Source organism: Sphingomonas sp. MJ1 (PH-R8), from assembly GCF_048058635.1.
Classification (GTDB): Bacteria; Pseudomonadota; Alphaproteobacteria; order Sphingomonadales; family Sphingomonadaceae; genus Sphingomonas.
In genome coordinates, this window is record NZ_JBBEFX010000006.1 from 22,210 (window position 1) to 40,774 (window position 18,565).

The 18,565-nt window shown below is 68.5% G+C and carries 24 protein-coding genes; 10 read left to right on the forward strand and 14 right to left on the reverse strand.

The window, feature by feature from the left end:
- Positions 1-216: 216 nt before the first annotated feature.
- The 5 genes from hisF to hisB are packed head-to-tail and all read right to left on the reverse strand — an operon-like array spanning position 217 to position 3,200.
- Positions 217-984, reverse strand: coding sequence for an imidazole glycerol phosphate synthase subunit HisF (gene hisF / locus VPH46_RS07205; RefSeq protein WP_239434561.1), 768 nt, complete (start codon positions 982-984; stop codon positions 217-219).
- A complete protein-coding gene (gene hisA, locus VPH46_RS07210) occupies positions 981-1,718 on the reverse strand; it encodes a 1-(5-phosphoribosyl)-5-[(5-phosphoribosylamino)methylideneamino]imidazole-4-carboxamide isomerase (protein ID WP_416610062.1) in 738 nt (245 codons plus the stop codon). The genes hisF and hisA overlap by 4 nt, the downstream gene beginning before the upstream one ends.
- Entirely contained in the window at positions 1,706-2,308 is a 603-nt protein-coding gene (hisH, locus tag VPH46_RS07215; protein WP_416610064.1) for an imidazole glycerol phosphate synthase subunit HisH, read from the reverse strand. Before hisH ends, hisA begins: the two co-directional genes overlap by 13 nt.
- On the reverse strand, positions 2,305-2,616 hold the full coding sequence (locus tag VPH46_RS07220) for a YciI family protein (protein WP_416610066.1): 312 nt from the start codon (positions 2,614-2,616) through the stop codon (positions 2,305-2,307). The genes hisH and VPH46_RS07220 overlap by 4 nt, the downstream gene beginning before the upstream one ends.
- Positions 2,613-3,200 carry an imidazoleglycerol-phosphate dehydratase HisB gene (gene hisB / locus VPH46_RS07225; RefSeq protein ID WP_416610068.1) on the reverse strand — a complete coding sequence of 196 codons (588 nt, stop codon included), beginning with the start codon at positions 3,198-3,200 and terminating at the stop codon, positions 2,613-2,615. Before hisB ends, VPH46_RS07220 begins: the two co-directional genes overlap by 4 nt.
- An 80-nt stretch (positions 3,201-3,280) precedes the next feature.
- Here hisB and VPH46_RS07230 point away from each other — a divergent pair, with 80 nt between their 5' ends.
- The 4 genes from VPH46_RS07230 to VPH46_RS07245 all read left to right on the forward strand — a co-directional run bounded on the left by VPH46_RS07230 (position 3,281) and on the right by VPH46_RS07245 (position 5,853).
- Positions 3,281-3,766, forward strand: a complete 486-nt coding sequence (locus tag VPH46_RS07230; RefSeq protein WP_125959854.1) for an SspB family protein — start codon at positions 3,281-3,283, stop codon at positions 3,764-3,766.
- Positions 3,767-3,820: 54 nt separating this feature from the next.
- Positions 3,821-5,218 (forward strand): class II fumarate hydratase, encoded by a 1,398-nt coding sequence (fumC, locus tag VPH46_RS07235; protein WP_416610071.1) that lies wholly within the window; start codon positions 3,821-3,823, stop codon positions 5,216-5,218.
- A gap of 225 nt (positions 5,219-5,443) precedes the next feature.
- Complete coding sequence (locus VPH46_RS07240) at positions 5,444-5,659, forward strand: hypothetical protein (protein ID WP_125959852.1); 216 nt, start codon at positions 5,444-5,446, stop codon at positions 5,657-5,659.
- A complete protein-coding gene (locus VPH46_RS07245) occupies positions 5,656-5,853 on the forward strand; it encodes a hypothetical protein (RefSeq protein ID WP_416610073.1) in 198 nt (65 codons plus the stop codon). Before VPH46_RS07240 ends, VPH46_RS07245 begins: the two co-directional genes overlap by 4 nt.
- A 17-nt stretch (positions 5,854-5,870) precedes the next feature.
- On the opposite strand, the gene VPH46_RS07250 is transcribed toward VPH46_RS07245, so the two are convergent.
- Entirely contained in the window at positions 5,871-6,458 is a 588-nt protein-coding gene (locus VPH46_RS07250; RefSeq protein WP_416610074.1) for a DUF2585 domain-containing protein, read from the reverse strand.
- A 38-nt stretch (positions 6,459-6,496) separates the two neighbouring features.
- Here VPH46_RS07250 and gmk point away from each other — a divergent pair, with 38 nt between their 5' ends.
- Both gmk and VPH46_RS07260 read left to right on the forward strand, forming a co-directional pair.
- Positions 6,497-7,147 carry a guanylate kinase gene (gene gmk / locus VPH46_RS07255; RefSeq protein ID WP_416610076.1) on the forward strand — a complete coding sequence of 217 codons (651 nt, stop codon included), beginning with the start codon at positions 6,497-6,499 and terminating at the stop codon, positions 7,145-7,147.
- A gap of 82 nt (positions 7,148-7,229) precedes the next feature.
- Positions 7,230-8,543, forward strand: coding sequence for an MFS transporter (locus VPH46_RS07260; RefSeq protein WP_132884283.1), 1,314 nt, complete (start codon positions 7,230-7,232; stop codon positions 8,541-8,543).
- 113 nt (positions 8,544-8,656) lie between these two features.
- On the opposite strand, the gene VPH46_RS07265 is transcribed toward VPH46_RS07260, so the two are convergent.
- The 8 genes from VPH46_RS07265 to VPH46_RS07300 form a co-directional block, all read right to left on the reverse strand.
- Positions 8,657-9,349 (reverse strand): ATP12 family chaperone protein, encoded by a 693-nt coding sequence (locus tag VPH46_RS07265; protein WP_416610079.1) that lies wholly within the window; start codon positions 9,347-9,349, stop codon positions 8,657-8,659.
- Positions 9,346-9,561: a hypothetical protein gene (locus VPH46_RS07270; RefSeq protein WP_416610081.1), complete on the reverse strand. Its 216-nt coding sequence runs from the start codon at positions 9,559-9,561 to the stop codon at positions 9,346-9,348. The genes VPH46_RS07265 and VPH46_RS07270 overlap by 4 nt, the downstream gene beginning before the upstream one ends.
- Positions 9,558-10,244: an HAD-IA family hydrolase gene (locus VPH46_RS07275; protein ID WP_416610083.1), complete on the reverse strand. Its 687-nt coding sequence runs from the start codon at positions 10,242-10,244 to the stop codon at positions 9,558-9,560. The genes VPH46_RS07270 and VPH46_RS07275 overlap by 4 nt, the downstream gene beginning before the upstream one ends.
- Positions 10,241-11,332, reverse strand: a complete 1,092-nt coding sequence (locus VPH46_RS07280) for an RluA family pseudouridine synthase (protein ID WP_416610085.1) — start codon at positions 11,330-11,332, stop codon at positions 10,241-10,243. The genes VPH46_RS07275 and VPH46_RS07280 overlap by 4 nt, the downstream gene beginning before the upstream one ends.
- Positions 11,329-11,706: a fluoride efflux transporter CrcB gene (gene crcB, locus VPH46_RS07285; protein ID WP_416610086.1), complete on the reverse strand. Its 378-nt coding sequence runs from the start codon at positions 11,704-11,706 to the stop codon at positions 11,329-11,331. Before crcB ends, VPH46_RS07280 begins: the two co-directional genes overlap by 4 nt.
- Positions 11,707-11,766: 60 nt before the next feature.
- Positions 11,767-12,474, reverse strand: coding sequence for a hypothetical protein (locus VPH46_RS07290; RefSeq protein WP_416610088.1), 708 nt, complete (start codon positions 12,472-12,474; stop codon positions 11,767-11,769).
- 173 nt (positions 12,475-12,647) lie between these two features.
- Positions 12,648-13,787 (reverse strand): cellulase family glycosylhydrolase, encoded by a 1,140-nt coding sequence (locus VPH46_RS07295; RefSeq protein WP_416610090.1) that lies wholly within the window; start codon positions 13,785-13,787, stop codon positions 12,648-12,650.
- Positions 13,788-13,804: 17 nt separating this feature from the next.
- Positions 13,805-14,965 carry an aldose epimerase family protein gene (locus tag VPH46_RS07300; protein ID WP_416610092.1) on the reverse strand — a complete coding sequence of 387 codons (1,161 nt, stop codon included), beginning with the start codon at positions 14,963-14,965 and terminating at the stop codon, positions 13,805-13,807.
- 176 nt (positions 14,966-15,141) lie between these two features.
- Here VPH46_RS07300 and VPH46_RS07305 point away from each other — a divergent pair, with 176 nt between their 5' ends.
- The 4 genes from VPH46_RS07305 to ahpC all read left to right on the forward strand — a co-directional run bounded on the left by VPH46_RS07305 (position 15,142) and on the right by ahpC (position 18,490).
- On the forward strand, positions 15,142-15,852 hold the full coding sequence (locus VPH46_RS07305; protein ID WP_416610094.1) for a FadR/GntR family transcriptional regulator: 711 nt from the start codon (positions 15,142-15,144) through the stop codon (positions 15,850-15,852).
- A gap of 85 nt (positions 15,853-15,937) precedes the next feature.
- Positions 15,938-16,834, forward strand: a complete 897-nt coding sequence (locus VPH46_RS07310; RefSeq protein ID WP_416610096.1) for a DUF4336 domain-containing protein — start codon at positions 15,938-15,940, stop codon at positions 16,832-16,834.
- Between the two features lie 186 nt (positions 16,835-17,020).
- A complete protein-coding gene (locus VPH46_RS07315; RefSeq protein WP_416610098.1) occupies positions 17,021-17,788 on the forward strand; it encodes a Crp/Fnr family transcriptional regulator in 768 nt (255 codons plus the stop codon).
- 138 nt (positions 17,789-17,926) lie between these two features.
- Entirely contained in the window at positions 17,927-18,490 is a 564-nt protein-coding gene (ahpC, locus tag VPH46_RS07320) for an alkyl hydroperoxide reductase subunit C (protein ID WP_125959837.1), read from the forward strand.
- Positions 18,491-18,565 lie beyond the last annotated feature (75 nt).

Consider the following 18,565-nt stretch of genomic DNA (forward strand, 5'->3'; position numbering starts at 1 on the left):
AGCTGAAGGGCCTCCGACTTCTTTCCCGTACCCCGGCGAAGGCCGGGGTCCAGTTGGGTGTCGGTCGGAAGGGACGCGACACTCGGAAGTCCTCGCAACTGGGCCCCGGCCTTCGCCGGGGTACGGGTGTCGCTTGAGGAAACTCTTGCGTGCTCCTTCCGGGCGGCGAGCGCGGTGATGCGACCCGCCGCTCGCGGCGCTAGTCTCGCCTGCGCCTCAGTGCACACCGCGCACGGCAACGCCGGCGGCGGCCAGGGCCGCCCGCGCGTCGGCGATGCTGGCTTCGCCGAAGTGGAAGATCGAGGCGGCAAGCACGGCGCTGGCGTGACCCTCGACCACGCCGGCCACCAGGTCGTCCAGCTTACCGACGCCGCCGGACGCCACCACCGGCACGTCGCTCGCGTCCGCGATCGCGCGAGTGAGCGCGAGGTCGTAGCCGTCGCGGGTGCCGTCGCGGTCCATCGAGGTCACGAGCAGCTCGCCCGCGCCTAAGCCGGCCAAGCGGGCGGCGTGCTCCAGCGCGTCGATGCCGGTGGCGCGGCGGCCGCCGTGGGTGAACACTTCCCAGCGGCCGGGCTCGACCTGGCGCGCGTCGATCGAGGCGGTGACGCACTGGCTGCCGAACCGGTCGGCGATCTCGGCCACCACTTCCGGCCGGGCGACGGCGGCGGAATTGACCGCGACCTTGTCCGCGCCGGCGAGCAGCAGCGCGCGGGCGTCGGCGGCCGAGCGAACGCCGCCGCCGACCGTCAGCGGCATGAAGCACACCTCGGCGGTGCGGCGGACCACGTCGACGATCGTGTCGCGCCCTTCGTGGCTGGCGCCGATGTCGAGGAAGCAGAGTTCGTCGGCGCCGGCGAGGTCATAGGCGCGTGCCTGCTCGACCGGGTCGCCCGCGTCGCGCAGGTCGACGAAGTTGACGCCCTTCACCACCCGCCCGGCGTGGACGTCGAGGCAGGGGATGATGCGGACGCGGACGCTCATGCGGCGACCCGCAGCGCCTCGGCGAGGTCGAGGCGACCGTCGTAGAGCGCGCGGCCGGTGATGACGCCCTCGATGCCGGGCTTGCCGCGCAATGCATGGATGTCGTCGATGCCGGCAACGCCGCCGCTGGCGATCACGGGGATGCCGGCCTCGGCCGCGAGGGCGGCAGTGGCGGCGACGTTGCAGCCCTTGAGCAGCCCGTCGCGGCCGACGTCGGTGAACAGCAGCGCGGCGACGCCGGCGTCCTCGAAGCGGCGGGCGAGGTCGGCAACGGTGACGGTCGACACGTCGGCCCATCCGCGCGTGGCGACCAATCCGTCCCGCGCATCCACTGCCACGACAATGCGGCCGGGCAGCGCGCGGGCGGCGTCGCGGACCAGGTCCGGGTTCTCCAGCGCGGCGGTGCCGATCACGACCCGGGCGACACCCAGCTCCAGCCAGCCGTCGATCGCCGCGCGGGTGCGGATGCCGCCGCCCAGCTGCACGCGGCCGGGAAAGGCGCGCACGACGCTCGCGACGGCATCGCCGTTGACCGAGTCGCCCGCAAAGGCGCCGTCGAGGTCGACGACGTGGAGATGGTCGGCGCCCGCTTCGGCAAAGGCGCGGGCCTGCGCGGCGGGATCGTCGCCGTAGACGGTGGCGCGGTCCATGTCGCCTTCGGCCAGCCGGACGACCTGGCCGCGCTTGAGATCGATCGCGGGGAAGACGATCAGCCGGTCGGTCACGGTTGCCATGCGAGGAATCTCTCCAGCAGCGCGATGCCATAGCGCTGGCTCTTTTCGGGGTGGAACTGGACGCCGAGCAGATTGTCGCGGCCGATCGCCGCGGTCACCGGCTGCCCGTGGGTGGTGGTGGCGACGACGTCGTCGCCCTCGAAGGCATAGCTGTGCAGGAAATAGGCCTCGCCCGGCAGCACGATCGGGTGCTCGTCCAGCGGCACCACGTCGTTCCAGCCCATGTGCGGCACGCGCGCTTGCGGCGAAGCCTCCAGCTTGCGGACGGTGCCGGGGAGCCAGCCGAGGCCGGCGTGGGTGCCGAACTCCTCGCCCTCGCTCGCCATCAGCTGCATGCCGACGCACACGCCCAGGAACGGCACGCCGCCGCGCAGCGCACGCTCCTCCATCGCCTCGATCATGCCCGGCACGGCGGCGAGACCGTCGATGCAGGCGCGGAAGGCGCCGACCCCTGGTAGGACGATGCGGTCGGCGCGGCGCACGACTTCGGCATCGGCGGTGATCGCCATGTCGGCGACGCCGGCCGCCTTCAGCGCATTGGCGACCGAGTGGAGGTTGCCTGCGCCATAGTCGATCAGCGCCAGCGTCATGCGAGCAGCGCGCCGATCTCGGCGCTGGCGATGGCGGCGGTGAAGCCCACCACCTCAAGCGTGGCCGCGCCCTCGATGATGTAGGGATCGGTGCGGGCGATTGCCTCGATGGCCTCTGCCTCGCCGCGGTACAGCATCACGCCGCCGGTGGCCGATGCGCGGCGGCCGGCGAGCAGGACCTCGCCCGCTTCGATGCGCGCGCTGATCCATTCCAGGTGGCGCGGACGCAGCGCGTCGATCTCGGCGATCGGCTTCTGATAGGTGAGTAGCGCGAGGCTCAGCGGCTGGTTCGGGCGGGCGACGCTCACAGGACACCCTTGGTCGACGGCACGGCGTCGGCCTTGCGCGGGTCGATCTCGGTCGCGGTGCGAAGCGCACGCGCCAGCCCCTTGAAGATGCTTTCGGCGATGTGGTGGTTGTTGGTGCCGTAGAGCGTCTCGACGTGGAGCGTGATGCCGGCCGCCTGCGCGAAGCTGTGGCAGAAATGCTCGAACATCTCGGTGTCCATGGTGCCAAGCTGCGCCTGGGTGAAGCGCGACTTCCACACCAGCCAGGGGCGGCCGGAGATGTCGAGCGCGACTCGGGTCAGCGTCTCGTCCATCGGCGACAGCGCCTCGCCGTAGCGGCGGATGCCGCGCTTGTCGCCGAGTGCCTGGGCGAACGCCTGGCCGATGGCGATGCCGGTGTCCTCGACGGTATGGTGCGCATCGATGTGCAGATCGCCCTTCGTGCGGACGGTCAGGTCGATCAGCGAATGCCGCGAGAGCTGCTCGAGCATGTGGTCGAAGAAGCCGACCCCGGTCCGGACGTCATAGACGCCGGTGCCGTCCAGGTTGACGGTCACCTCGATCGAGGTTTCGCTGGTCGAGCGGGTGATGGTGCCAGTGCGCATGATCGTCCCCATAGCGCCGCCCGTCGCGCAAGCAACGCAACGAATCTTGACCGCACCCGAAACCCCGCTACCCAAGGCGCATGAACGCTCAAGTGCCCGACAGCCTGATCCCCTATGACGAGATCGTGCAGGATGCCCTGCGCGCCGTCGTCGGCCGCGTGCTGGGGCAAGTCGCCTCCAACGGCGGCCTGCCGGGCGACCATCATTTCTACATCACCTTCAAGACGCAGGCAGCCGGGGTCGACATCCCCAAGCGGTTGGTCGAGCGCTTCCCGGACGAGATGACGATCGTCATCCAGCACCGCTTCTGGGACCTGACGGTGGATGCGTCGCGCTTCTCGGTGGGGCTGAGCTTCAACCAGATCCCGTCGACGCTGATCATCCCCTTCTCGGCGATCACCGGCTTCCACGACCCGGCGGTCAATTTCGAGCTGCGCTTCCAGGCGGCGGAAGGCCCGGACGGCGGACCCGAGCCGCACGACCCGGCCGAGAACGACGGCCCGCAGGCGAAGCCGGTCGAGGACGGGTCGAACGTCGTCGCCGTGGACTTCAAGCGCAAGAAGTAAGCCGTCGGTGCGCGGCCGGTGCAACAAGCCGGCCGCTCCCAGCGTTGTCGGGCCATGAGCACCGACAGCACGCGCACCGAAACCGACTCGATCGGCGCGATCGAGGTCCCCGCAACCGCCTATTGGGGCGCCCAGACCCAGCGATCGATCGAGAACTTCCCGTTCGGATCGACCGAGCGCATGCCGATCGGCATCGTCCATGCCCAGGCGATCGTGAAGCAGGCGGCGGCGCGGGTGAACCGCAAGCACGGCCTGGACGCGAAGATCGTCGACGCGATCGAGGCGGCGGCGCAGGAGATCGTCGCGGGCAAGCTCGACGACCAGTTCCCGCTGGTGATCTGGCAGACCGGCAGCGGCACCCAGACCAACATGAACGTCAACGAGGTGATCGCCGGTCGCGCCAATGAGGTGCTGAGCGGCGCCCGCGGCGGCAAGTCGCCGGTCCACCCGAACGATCACGTCAACATGAGCCAGTCGTCCAACGACAGCTTCCCGACCGCGCTGCACGTTGCCACCGCGATTGCGACGCGCGACGCGCTGCTGCCCGCGCTCGACCAGCTGACCGCGTCGCTTACCGCCAAGGCTGAGGCGTGGGATCATATCGTCAAGATTGGCCGCACCCACACCCAGGACGCGACCCCGCTGACCCTGGGCCAGGAGTTTTCGGGCTATGCGGCGCAGCTGGTGAGCTGCAAGGCGCGGATCGAGGGCGCGCTGAACGGCAACATCCGCAAGCTCGCGATCGGCGGTACTGCCGTGGGCACCGGATTGAACGCGCCGGAGGGCTGGGCCGAGGACATGACCGCGGCGATCAGCGATATCGCCGGCTGGGAGTTCGAAAGCGCGCCCAACAAGTTCGAGCAACTGGCTGCCAAGGACGGGCTGGTGTTCTTCTCCGGAGCGCTCAACACGCTGGCGGTGGCGCTCAACAAGATCGCCAACGATATCCGCTTCCTGGGCTCTGGCCCGCGCTCGGGCCTGGGCGAACTGTCGCTGCCGGCCAACGAGCCGGGCAGCTCGATCATGCCGGGCAAGGTGAACCCGACCCAGGCCGAGTCGCTGACGATGGTGGCGGCGCAGGTGATCGGCAATCACCAGGCGGTGACCGTCGGCGGCATGCAGGGGCATTTCGAGCTGAACGTGTTCATGCCGCTGATCGGCGCGAACGTGCTGCGTTCGATCCACCTGCTCGCCACCGGCATGACGAGCTTCGCCGAGCGCTGCGTCGACGGGACGGTGGCGAACGAGCAGCAGATCGCCGACCTAGTCGGCCGCTCGCTGATGCTGGTGACCGCGCTGGCACCGGTGATCGGGTACGACAACGCGGCCAAGATCGCCAAGAACGCGCACGAGAAGGGGCTGACGCTCAAGGAAAGCGGGCTGGCGCTGGGATTGGTCGATGAGGCGACGTTCGACCAGTATGTGAAGCCGGAGACGATGGTCGGGCGGTAAGGGCCGGGCAGGACCTGCTTTTTCTCAACCCCATTTGCCTCGAGTAGCCGTCGAGCTTGTCGAGACGGCATATCGAGAGGGCAGCGCGCGCGGCTCTCTCGATACGGGCTCTCGACAAGCTCGATCCCTGCTCGAGACGAACGGGGAGGGGGGCGAGCAGTAGGCCGCCTCCGGAACCCTCGCGCCGTTCCCGCGCTTACCTCCCGACACGAAAGCGAGGTTTGCATGGGTACGACAACGGTAGGCGCGCTGATCGGCGGCGCGATCGACAGCATGAGCGGCGACGATGGTGCCGCGGACGGCGCGATCATCGGTGCGGTGACGGCGAATGTGCTGAAGCTGGTGGTGCCGGTGGTGGTCACCTACGCGGTCGGCTGGGCGGTGCTGCGTGGCGCCGAGCAGCTTCGCGAACAACTGTTCCAGCGGGAGAAGACGGCATGATCGGCCGGATCGTAGGGGCGCTGGTGGGCCGCGGACTCGACCGGCGCGACGGCAGCGGCGGCGTCAAGGGCGCGGCGTTCGGCTATATGGTCGGCGGCGCGCTGCGGCGGATGGGGCCGCTCGGGCTGGTGCTCGGCGGCGGCTACGCCGCGAAAAAGGCGTACGACCGGCGCAAGGCGCGTCGGGGCTACTAAGAGGCCGCGGCGGGGGTTCAGGCCCCCGCCTGCCAGCTGCGGACCGCGTCGTTGGGCGTGAGCAGCATCCAGACGTTGAGCGTCAGGTTGTCGCGGATCGCGGCGAGGGCGACGAGCTCCAGCGCGATCCCCAGAGCAATGGTCGCCCAGGGCGGCAGCCGACGCGCAACGGCGAATCCCACCACCATCCAGCCGATGTCGGCGACCGAATTGACGACGCTGTCGCCTTCATAGCCGAGCGCGATCGTCACCGCGCGATAGCGATCGATGATGATCGGTGAGTTCTCCAATATTTCCCACGCCGCCTCGACAAGGGTCGCGAACGCCAGGCGCAGCTGCCACGGCTGGCGGCGCAGGACCAGCCAGCCGAGACCATAGAAGATCAGCCCGTGCACGACGTGGCTGAGGCTGTACCAGTCGGCAAGGTGCTGGCTGTTTTCCGCCGATTGGACGGTGCCGTGCCAGAGCTTCACCGTACCGCAGGTGCAGATCGGGGTGCGACCCATCGCCAGCAGCACCAGCGCTGCGAGCGAAACGATGGCCAGCGTCGCCCACCACCAGCGGGCAGAATGGGACGGAGTACGGGTAGGGAAGGTGGTCGCCATGCCTTGACGTATCGCTCCTCCTCGCGCCACTAGCGCGCATGGAACTGCCGCCAGAGTCCGATCCGCACGGCTTCAAGCGCCGTGGCGTGTTGTTTGTCCTCTCCTCGCCCTCCGGGGCGGGAAAGTCCACCATCGCGCGCAAGCTGCTCGCCGACGAGCCGGGATTGTCGATGTCGGTGTCGGCCACAACCCGCGCGCCGCGGCCGGGCGAGGTCGAGGGCAAGGACTATCACTTCGTCGACCTGGAAGAATTCCGGCGCATGGCGACCGAGCATGAGTTCCTGGAATGGGCGCATGTGTTCGGCCAGCGCTATGGCACGCCACGCGCGCCGGTCGAGGCGATGCTTGCGGCCGGCAAGGACGTGCTGTTCGACATCGACTGGCAGGGCGCACAGCAGCTGTTCCAGATTGCCGGCGGCGACGTGGTGCGCGTGTTCATCCTGCCCCCGTCGATGGCCGAGCTGCGCCAGCGCCTGCTCAACCGCAACACCGACGCGATCGAGATCATCGACGCCCGCATGGCACGCGCCGCGGCCGAGGTGAGCCACTGGGACGGCTATGACTATGTCCTGGTCAACGACGACGTCGAGGCCTGCTTCCGCAAGGTGCAGACGATCCTGGCGGCCGAGCGCCTGAAGCGTTCCCGCCAGACGGGCGTGATCGGGTTCATCCGCAAGCTGATGGCCTGAGCGGAACGTCCGCTTCGGTGCCGGCGTTCTGGTGGCGTCCTCGCGGACGATGCCTGCCATCAGACCACGGAAGCCACAGCCTATGTCCTCCGCAAGCTCGCCTGCGCCGGCCTCCGCCGGCTCCGGTGTCGGATCGCGCCTCAAGTCGATCATCGGCGGATCGACCGGCAACATGGTCGAGTGGTTCGACTGGTACGTCTATTCGGCCTTCACCCTCTATTTCGCGCCGCACTTCTTCCCGAGCGAGGACCAGACGGCGCAGCTGCTGAGCGCGGCGGCGGTGTTCGCGGTCGGCTTCGTGATGCGGCCGATCGGCGCCTGGGTGATGGGCATCTATGCCGACCGGCAGGGGCGCAAGGCGGGGCTGACACTGTCGGTCACGCTGATGTGCCTGGGCTCCCTCATCATCGCCTGCACGCCCGGATATGAGACGATCGGGATCGCGGCGCCGGCGCTGCTGGTGCTGGCCCGGCTGATGCAGGGCCTGTCGGTGGGCGGCGAATATGGCGCGAGCGCCACCTATCTCTCGGAAATGGCCGGGCAGGACCGGCGCGGGTTCTTCTCCAGCTTCCAATATGTCACGCTGATCTCGGGCCAGCTGCTCGCGATCCTGGTGCTGCTGGTCCTCCAGGCGGTGATGGATACGCGCGACCTGGAGCAATGGGGATGGCGCATCCCGTTCGTGATCGGGGCGATGCTGGCGCTGGTGGTGTTCCGCCTGCGCCGGGGCCTGGCCGAGACGGAGAGCTACAAGAACGCCAAGGCGACCGGCGCGCCCAAGTCCGGCTTCCTCCAGCTGGTGCGCCATCACCCGCGTGAGACGGCGCTGGTGATGCTGCTGACCGCCGGCGGTACGCTCGCCTTCTACGCCTATTCGATCTACATGCAGAAGTTCCTGGTGAACACGTCCGGCTTCTCGAAGGAGGCGGCGAGCCAGATCAACGGCGTCACATTGTTCGTGTTCATGTGCCTGCAGCCGATCGCCGGCGCGCTTTCGGACCGGATCGGGCGCAAGCCGCTGATGGTCGCGTTCGGCGTGGCGGGTGTGTTGTTCACCTACCCGATTTTCAGCGCGCTGGAGCAGACCAAGGACGTGTTCACTGCGGGGCTGCTGGTGATGGCGGCGCTGATCATCGTCACCGGCTACACCTCGATCAACGCGGTGGTGAAGGCGGAGCTGTTTCCCTCGCACATCCGCGCGCTGGGCGTGGCGCTGCCCTATGCGCTCGCCAACACGCTGTTCGGCGGGACGGCGGAATATGTCGCGCTGAGCTTCAAGGATGCCGGGTGGGAGCGCGGCTTCTACTGGTATGTGACGGCGATGATCGGGGTGTCGCTGATCGTGTACCTGCGCATGCGGGACACGCGCCACCGGAGCCTGATCCAGGAGGATTGAGGGGCCTTCCGTGCTCCCGCGCATGCGGGAGCTCAGGGTTCCGGGAGCTGCCGACCGTTGTTCTGATGCACCCCGGATCCCCGCCTGCGCGGGGATACGGCGGGGCGGTGGTCCTACCGAAGCGCGTCCAGGAACTGAACGGCGGCGTCATAGTCGCGGCGGCGGATCAGGCGCGCTTCGGTCGCGAGCGGATCCTCGCCCCAGCGTTCGACCTGCCAGTCCTCGTCCACATGGGCAGCGTTCCACACCGTCTCGGCATCGAAGGCGCGTTCGGCAAGCGCCAGTGCCAGCACCAGCGAGCCGGTGATGGTGACGATCGGCGAGAGGCCGGCGAGCGCGAAGGCGTCGCGGGCGGCCGTGGCCTCGCCAAGTCGCGCGATGGTGGCGGGGGGCTGGGCGACGTGCATCACGCCGGCGGTGATCGCGAAGGTCACGTCGTAGCGCTTGCGGGCCCAGGCGAGCACGGGGTCCCAGGCGGCTTGCTGGCGCGCGACCAGCGGCTCGGGATCCTCGGCGCGGTAGCAGAGCACGTCGCTCTCGCCATACGCCGCTAAGCCGGCCGCAAAGGCGGCGGGATCGGGGGCGATCCGGTCGATCGCGGCGTTGGCGAGGCCGGTGAGGGGCATGGCGCGGGGATCGAGCCGATCCTCGACTGCGCTCCACTCGTCCGCCACCGCCCGGGCAAGCGCGGGCGTCGGGAGCGCCAGCGGCACGCGACCGGGAGTGCGGACGGGGCGGCCGTCGAGGGCGATGCCGAGGCCGGCGTCGGTGGGCTCGACCGTGACGGTTTTCCAGAAGCGCTTCATGGCTTGGGCTGGGTCCTCCAGCGGTGTGCCAGGGCGCGCGGCACCACCGCCATCACGTACAGCGCGCACAGCACGATCGCGACACCGAGCAGCTTGGGCGGCCATTCGGTCGCGCGCGTCAGCAGCATGAGCCCCAGGACCGCGCCCGCCGAGGCAAGGATGCGGACCAGCACGAGCACCAGCCAGCGATTGCGGGCGGGATCGGCGCTCATGCGCGCATCGCGACGGGCAGGGGGCACAGCGTGTCGGCCAGCGCCGGAAGTGCCGAGGCATGGTCGAGGACGTGGCGCGCGCCGGCGGCGGTGAGCTCGGCGACCGTGTGATAGCCCCAGGCGACGCCGATCGGGTGCACCCCGGCGGCGGCGGCCATGGCGATGTCGAAGCTGGTGTCGCCGATCATCACGGTGTTCTCCGGATCGGCACCCGCCTCCGTCATCGCCAGCTCCAGCATGGAAGGATGCGGCTTGGACGGGTGGCGGTCGGCCGTCTGGAGCGTGACGAAATGGTCGGAAAAGCCATGATGCTCGAGGATCAGTGCGAGCCCGCGATCGGACTTTCCGGTGGCGACGCCCAGCAGCCAGCCGTCTGCGAGGAGCCGTTCGATCGCCACACGGACGCCGTCGAACAGCGGCTCGTCGGCGAGGCCGCCGCCGGTCCGCATCGCGCGGAAATGGCGCTTATAGTCCTCCGCGACGGACGCGTGCAGCGCCGGTTCCACGTCTGGGGCGAGCCGGGCGACGGCTTCGACCAGGCTCAGGCCGACGATGCGGCGGATCGCGGCGCGGTCCGGCAGCGGCAGCTGGGCGGAGTCGAACGCCAGCTCCATCGCGCGGCAGATGTTGGCCTGGCTGTCGACCAGCGTGCCGTCGCAGTCGAATACCGCGAGTCGGGTCATCCGCGTCCCCGGCTGCGCCGTTCGCCGCGGCGTTCCTTGCGCACGGTCTTGGCATGCGCCTTAGCCTTGGCCTTCTCCACCGCGCGGCTGGGGGGCGGGGGCGTGTCCTCCGCCAGCGCATTGCCGAGCGCCATGTCGAAGCCCAGCAGCTCGATGCTCTCGGCGAAGTGCTGCGGCAGTTCGGCCGTCACGTCGATCTTGCCGCCATCGGGATGATCGATGCGGATGCGGCGGGCGTGGAGGTGCATCTTGCGGCTGACGCCCCCGGTCAGGAACGCCGCTGCGCCGCCGTACTTGCCGTCGCCGACGATCGGGTGGCCGATCGCGCTCATGTGGACGCGCAACTGGTGGGTACGGCCGGTATAGGGCTGCAGCTCCACCCAGGCGGCGCGATTGCCGACGCGCTCGATCACGCGGTAGCGCGAGCGGGCGGGCTGGCCCGCTTCCTCGTCCACGTGCATCTTCTCGCCGCCGCTGCCGGGCTGCTTGGCAAGCGGCAGGTCGATCATGCCGTCGTCGATGTCGGGCACGCCGATCACCAGCGCCCAATAGGTCTTGCGCGCCGAGCGGCCGGAGAAATGCTTCGAGAAGAAGGCGGCGGCACGCGACGTGCGGGCAAGCAGCAGCGCGCCCGACGTGTCCTTGTCGAGGCGGTGGACGAGCTTGGGCCGGCCTTCCGCGTCGAACTGGAGCGCGTCGAGCAGGCCGTCGACATGGTCGTGAGTCTTGGTGCCGCCTTGCGTCGCGAGGCCGGGCGGCTTGTTGAGCACGATCGCCTGGGCGTCGCGGTGGATGACCATCGACTGGGCGAGCTCGACCTGCTCGGGCGCGAGCGGCGGGCGCTGTGCCTTCGGCCGCGGGGCCTTCTCCGGCTCGGGCGGGGGGACGCGGATCTGCTGGCCTTCGGTCACGCGGTCGCCCGGCGTCGCGCGGGCGCCATCGACGCGCAGCTGGCCGGTGCGCGCCCAGCGCGACACGGTGTTGAAGCTCACGTCCGGCAGGTGCCGCTTGAACCAGCGATCGAGGCGGACGCCGTCGTCGTCGGCACCGACGGTGAACTGGCGGACGGCGTTGGGCGTGTCGCTCATGCGGCGATCCTTCCAAGCGAGAGGCCGGCGAACAGCGCGAGAATCGCGCCGGCGACCGAAGCCGCGACATAGGCGAGCGCCGAGGCGAGCTCGCCGCGCTCGATCATCAGCGCCGCATCGAGCGAAAAGGCCGAAAAGGTGGTGAAGCCGCCGAGCACGCCGACGCCGAGCAGAAGCCGTCCGGCCTCACCGCCCAGTGCGCCGCGCGCGAGCACCGCGACCAGCAGGCCCATGGCGAAACCGCCGAGCAGGTTGACGCCGAGCGTCCCCCAGGGCCAGTCGGGGCCGAAGAGGACGAGCGCGGCGCGCCCGAACAGATGGCGCAGCCCGGCGCCGACTGCGCCGCCGAGCATGACGATTAAAAGATTGCCCATGATCGGCTGCGCCTAGCGCATCGGCGCGCGGCTGAACAGGCGCGTGGTGCTGGGAACGCTTCAAACGCCCTTGTTCAGCACCATGTCGATGTTGGTGCGGGGGCCATCGGGAGCGAGGAACAGCACATAGACGCCGCCGTCGCGCCCGCGGCTGCCGGCAAGCACATGCTCGTTGCCGTCGAGCTGGTGGCCGCTCGCATAGCCGGCGCGGGTCGCGCGGGTGTAGTACCAGTCGACGAGCTGCCCGAGCGGCGCATCGACGGTGAAGCTCACCACGCGGAACTGGCAGCCGGGAACCTGGCTACCGGCGGCTTCGGTAAGCTTTGCCTGCGGGTGGAGCGGCAAGTCGGCCGGCAGTCGCTTTGCCCAGTCGGTGGCGTAGGTCAGGTTGCGCGTGCAGTCGACCGGTGCCGTCCCTGCGCTCTGCGGCGTGCTGGCGAGGGTGACCGCGCGGCGCGCGGCGTCGCATTCCGGGCAGGCGCCGGCCCGCTTGGCCGGCGGCGCCGCGAGCAAGCGGGCCGTGGCGTCGGCGGGGTTCGCGGCAGTGCCGGGGCGGGGCGGTGTCGTCGGGTTCGCGCGTCGCTCGTTCGCGCCAGCGAGACGCTTGGGATCCACCAGGATGCGGTTGCCGAGTTTGGCTGCCTCCTGGTCGTCCCCAGTCAGTTCCGCATCCAGCGCAGCGACGTTGTCGGCACCTGGATCGGCTCGGTCACAGCCTGCGAGCGCAAGCAGCGAAAGGGTGGCGGCGAGGCACGGCAGTCGGCGCATGGGGCTCTCCCACACGAGGGGCAATGGCGAGAGGGTCAGACAAGACAAAGCCCGTGTAAACCATGTTGTGCGGTCGATCGGGCGAGGAGTCCCGATGCGGTGCAGGTATGGAGGCTAGGCAGAGCGGAATAGAGAAAGGGCCGGGCCGCTTGTGCGGACCCGGCCCTTCAGAATCAGCGGCGGCGGGTGCCGTTCGCTTCGGTAGTGAGGCGCTTGATCAGGTCGACCTCGGCCTTGCGATACGGGGTGCCGTCCGCGCGCAGCACCTCGTGGAACCATATCGTCGGTTCCTCATAGGTGTAGGGCTTTTTCCAGCTGTCCCACGGCATGCGGGTCTGGGTCTTGCCGTCCACGAAGCCCCAGTTGAACATCGCGATGTTGTACTTCTTGCCGAGCGGCAGCGACCCGTCGAAGGTCGATCCGTTCCCGCGCGCCATATATTCGGTGCAGAAGACGGGGCGGCCATAGCTCAACACCTGCTTGGCGCGGGTTTCCCACTGTTCCGGCCAGTTATAGTCGTGGAAGCTGTTGATGTCCGACTGGCTGAGCTGAATGCGCTCGACCGCGTCCAGCGTCTCCGCCTTGTCCCAATGCTCGCCGATCCACACGCCGCTGGTGAGCGGCTGGACCGGATCGACGCTGCGCGCCCAGTCGAACACGCGGCCCAGCAGCCCCGCGACCAGCGCGGTCTTGTTCGGGGTAGGCTTGTAGGAGCCGCCGCCGCCGCCTTCGTTGTTGGGCTCGTTCCACACGTCCCAGCCGAGCACGCGCTTGTCGTTGGCGAAGGTGCCGACGACGTCCTTCACATAGCCTTCTAGCTTGTCGTACTGGCTGGCGTCCGCGAGCCGCGCGGCGCCCGGCGCCTGCATCCAGCCGGAGTTGTGGACCCCGGGGATCGGCGGGCGCTGCGGCCCTGCCACCGGGTTCGGATCCCAGCAGCTGTCGAACAGCACGAACAGGACGCGGATCTTGTGCTTGTCGGCGATTTGGAGGAACTGGTCCATCCGCTGCTTGAGGCCCGCCGCGTCATTTTCCCACAGCATGTTGTGGAGGTAGACGCGCATGACGTTCATGCCCATGTCCTGGGCCCAGCCGAGTTCCTCGTCGATCTGCTGCGGGTTGAAGGTCTCCGGCTGCCACATCTCGAACTGGTTGATCGCGCCGCGGTTGGTGTAGTTGGCGCCCACCATCCACGGCTGCTTGCCGTACCAGCTCTTGGCCTGGGTCGGGGTCCACAGGTCGCGTGCGTCGGCCGGAAGCGAGGTGGTGATCGTGGCAAAGGCGGCGCCGGCGAGCAGCAGGAAACGAGTCATGTTCGGGGCTCCTGGGATTAGCGCTGCTGGGGAGGGGTGACCTGCCCCGTGGAGAAGCGATAGGTCATGGTGTTGCGATAGGTCTGGCCGGGATCGAGCCGCGCAGACCCGAAGGCGGGCTGGTTCACCGTGTCCGGGAACAGCTGCGGCTCCAGCACGAGCGCGTCGCCGCCGCGGTAGATGCGCTGCGCCTTGCCCGTGACGGTGCCGTTGATGAAGTTGCCGGAATAGAATTGCAGGCCGGGCTGGTTGGACCAGAGCTCGAACCCGCGACCCGACAGGGGATCGTGGACGCGCGCCATCAGGTGCTGGTCCGGGGTGACGCGATCGCCGATCACCCAATTATGATCGTAGCCGCGGCCGTAGACCATCTGGATGTCGCGGGCGTCGCGCACCCGCTCGCCGATCTGGTGCGGCGTGCGGAAGTCGAACACGGTGCCTGCGACCGGGCGCAGCTCGCCGGTCGGGATCAGCGTCTCGTCCACCGGCGTGAAGCGCTGGGCAGGGATCTCCAGGATGTGGTTCATCGCCCCCGCGCTCGAACCCTCGCCCGAGAGGTTCCAATAGGCGTGGTTGGAGAGGTTCACGACGGTCGGCCGATCCGTGGTGGCGCGATAGTCGATGGTGAGGGCGTTGTTCTCGTCGAGCGAATAGGTCGCGTCGATGGTGAGGGTGCCGGGATAGCCTTGGTCGCCGTCGCGGCTGACGTAGCGCAGCGTGACCGAAGGCGTGCTGCCCGACTTCACCGAGACCACGTCCCACACGACCTTGTCGAACCCGCGCGTGCCGCCGTGCAGTGCATTGGGGCCGTCGTTGACGGGCGTCTGATAGGTCTTTCCATCGAGCGTGAAGCGGCCCTGCGCGATGCGATTGGCGACGCGGCCGACCGTGGCACCGAAGAACTCGGGTTGCTTGAGATAGCCGGCCATGTCCGGATAGCCGAGCGTGACGTCCTCGATGCGGCCGTCGCGGTCGGGCATCTTGAGCGACTGGAGGCTGGCGCCCCAGGCGATCACCGTCGCCGAGACGCCATGGCTGTTGGTGAGTGTGACCGCCGGGACCGGCTTGCCGTCGCTGGTGCGGCCGAAGGTCGAGCGCTTGGCCTCGCCCGCCTGGGCTGTATGGGCCGTCAAGCCTGCCACGGCCACCGCCGCAAGCAACATCCACGCATGGCGCATCGCTCTCTCCTCATCTTGCGGCCACCTTCTCCGAATGGCATCCCCACATGTGTAGCGCCTGAGGGAGGCACTGCAAGCCAATTGTACGATAATTGGCTTGAAGGGTTCGAGGGGCAGGCGTACGCAACAAGCAAGCAGGCGGAAAACGCCTGCAAACACCGGAGGGGTGTGCCGACGTGCAGCAGGAGTTAGGGCGTAATCTTACCTATGGTCTTCAGGAGGTGCTGGGACGGGCGATCGTCGTCGGCTACTACAACGACCGGCCGTTTCCGAATGAAGCGGATATCGTCAGGGAGCATGGCGTCAGCCGCTCGGTGACACGTGAGGCGGTGAAGATGCTGGCGGCCAAGGGGCTGCTGGGCGCCCGCCCCAAGCAGGGCACGTTCGTGCTGCCGCAGGAATCCTGGAACCTGTTCGACACGGACGTGCTGCGCTGGCTGCTGGAGCGCAAGCTCTCGATCAACCTCCTGCGCCACTTCAACGAACTGCGCGTCGCGGTCGAGCCGGCAGCGGCGGCGCTGGCGGCCCGGCGCGCGGGGCCGGAACAGCATGCCGCGATTCTCGCGGGGCTCGACCGGATGCGCGCTGCCGAACAGGGACGCGACGAGACGCTGGACGCCGACATCGCCTTCCACGTGGCGGTGCTGCGGGCTTCCGAGAATCCCTTCTACATCCAGTTCCGCGACGTGGTGGCGACGGCGCTGCGGACGTCGATCCGCTTCACCAACCGGATCGCGGGCCGTTCCGCCAGCATCGCGGACCATGCCGCAGTCTATGAAGCGATCGTCGCGGGGGAAGCAGACCGGGCGCGGCTCGCCATGGCCAAGCTGATCGATGACGTGCTGGTGCTGATCGAAGGGGTCGGGGAAGAGGCCGCCGCCGCCTGAACCATCCGCTGGCTGCATTGCGGCCGGCGGCGGAACTTCCCGGGCGCCGTCGCGCTGAACCGCCGACGAGCCGGGAGACAGGCAGATGAACGCTGAACGCACTACCCATGCCGCCGCCGATGCGAGCGGGGCCGCTGCGCCCCACCGATCCGGACGCGCCTGGAAGATCGGGGCGGGCGTCGCTTTGGGTGCTGCCGCCGTCGGGTTCGCCTATCGCCGCCTCTCGGCGCACGAGCATGGGGATCGCGAAGTCGCCTATCCGCCGCTCGACACGCCCAAGCCGCTCGCCGAGGACATCTGGATCGTCGACGGCGCGCCGATCGCGCCGATGGGCATCACCCTGCCGGTGCGCATGACGGTGGTGCGGCTGCGGAACGGCGAGCTTTGGCTCCACTCGCCGATCCGCTACACGCCGGCGCTCGCCAAGGCGCTGGAGGCGATCGGGCCGATCCGGCACTTGGTCGCGCCGAACATCGCGCACTGGACGTTCCTCAAGCCGTGGCAGGATGCCTATCCGGACGCGACCACCTGGGGCGTGCCGGGGCTTCGGGATCGGCGCCAGGTCCGCAGTTCGGGGGTGCGCATCGACCGCGACCTGCAGGACGCGGCGGAGGAGCCGTGGTCCGCCGAGCTGGAGCAGGGGATCGTTCCCGGCGCAGCGGGTTTTCGCGAGGCCTACTTCTTCCACAAGGCCAGCCGCACGCTGTTGCTGGTCGACCTGATCGAGAACCTCCAGCCGGAGAAGCTGCCGCCCTTCACCCGCGCGGCGATGGCGGCAGCGGGTGCGACCGACGGGACCACCGCACGCTATCTGCGCGTGCTGATCCGCTGGAACGGGGAGGAGGCGGCGACAAAGATACGCGGGCTCATCGACCTCGATCCGGAGCGGGTGGTCGTTGCCCATGGCGCGGTGTTCGCGGGGCATGGCGCCCGGCACCTCCGCCATGCCTTCGCCTGGCTTCTGGGGGATCAGGCCCGATAGCCCCGCAGGCCTGGCTGAAGCACCCGCAAGCAGGGGCGCAGGTCGGCGGGCGTGGCAGCGGAGCCGTGCGGTTCCGCAACTCCCAAGACGAATAACATAGATGAGTTACCGCTTCACGGACCGCCGGTAAGCCGCTTCCCCGTAGCAAGGGGAGCATGGGTGCACGACGGACATCAAAGCGGTGGAATGATGTTGATCCGCCGCCTCGGCAACTATGCACGCCTGACGCCCGAAGACGAAGCGGCACTCCAGCAGATGCTCGCGCTGCCGATCCGACTGGCACACGCCCGCCGGGACATCATCGCCGAGGGGGCAGTGCCGCGGGCGGTGTTCCTGATCGTCTCGGGCTGGGCGTGCCAGTTCAAGACGCTGGAGGACGGGCGCCGACAGATCGTGGGCTTCCTGCTTCCGGGTGACAGTTGCGATCTCAACAACCTGGTGCTGAGGCGGATGGATCACTCCATCGGCGCGCTGACCGACGTCCGCTATGTGGAGATCCCGGGCGAGGCGATCCAACGCCTGACGCGCGACCATCCCCGCATCGGCAAGGCCCTGTGGTGGCAGATGCTAGTCCATCTTTCGGTGCAGCGCGAATGGACCACCAAGTTGGGCCAGCGCAATGCCATGGAACGCCTGGGCAGCCTGTTGTGCGAGCTGGCGCTGCGGCTGCGCGACGTCGGCCTGTCGAACGGCGAATGCTATGATCTGCCGCTGACGCAGACCGATCTCGCCGATGCGACCGGATTGACCTCGGTCCACATCAACCGGACGCTCCAGCAGTTGCGTGCATCGGGGCTGATCAGCCTGTCGGGCCGCGTGCTGCGCATCCCCAACTTCGCCGCGCTTCAGGAAGCGTCGCTGTTCGCGCCGGGCTATCTGCACCGCGCACAGCGCGAGGCGCGGCAGGGCCATGGCATGGCTGGTGCGGGCGCTGCGGATCACGCGGAGCAGTGAGCGCGGGGGGAGAGAGCACTCCCCTGTAACCCGATCATGCGTCATCGACGAAATCGATCAACTCCATAGGATTTCATCACTTCCCTCGTGCGCCGTGGCTCCCTATTTCATTCGCATCCGCAGCATGGAGTTTTTGGAATGGGAATCATTGGTAGCTCGCTGAAGCCGTTCACGACGCAGGCCTACAAGCAGGGCAAGTTCCTGGAGGTCAGCGACCGCGACGTAGCGGGCAAGTGGGCGGTGTTCTTCTTCTATCCGGCCGACTTCACCTTTGTGTGCCCGACCGAGCTGGAAGACCTGGCCGACAACTATGCCGAGTTCCAGAAGCTGGGCGTCGAGATCTACAGCGTCTCGACCGACACGCACTTCAGCCACAAGGCATGGCACGACACCTCGCCGGCGATCGGCAAGATCGACTTCACCATGCTGGGTGACCCGGCCGGCGTGATCACCAACAACTTCGGCGTGATGCGCGACGGTGCAGGCCTGGCCGACCGTGCGACCTTCGTGGTCGATCCGGAGGGTGTGATCCAGTTCGTCGAGATCACCTCGGAAGGCGTCGGCCGCAACGCTGTCGAGCTTCTGCGCAAGATCAAGGCCGCGCAGTATGTCGCAGCGCACCCGGGCGAAGTCTGCCCGGCGAAGTGGGAAGAGGGTGAAACCACGCTCGCCCCGTCGCTCGACCTGGTCGGCAAGATCTAAATCACCCAGCCCCCTTGGGTAACCAGGCGGCCCGGGGTGAATCCGTTCGCCCCGGGCCGTTTTGTATCAAGTTTC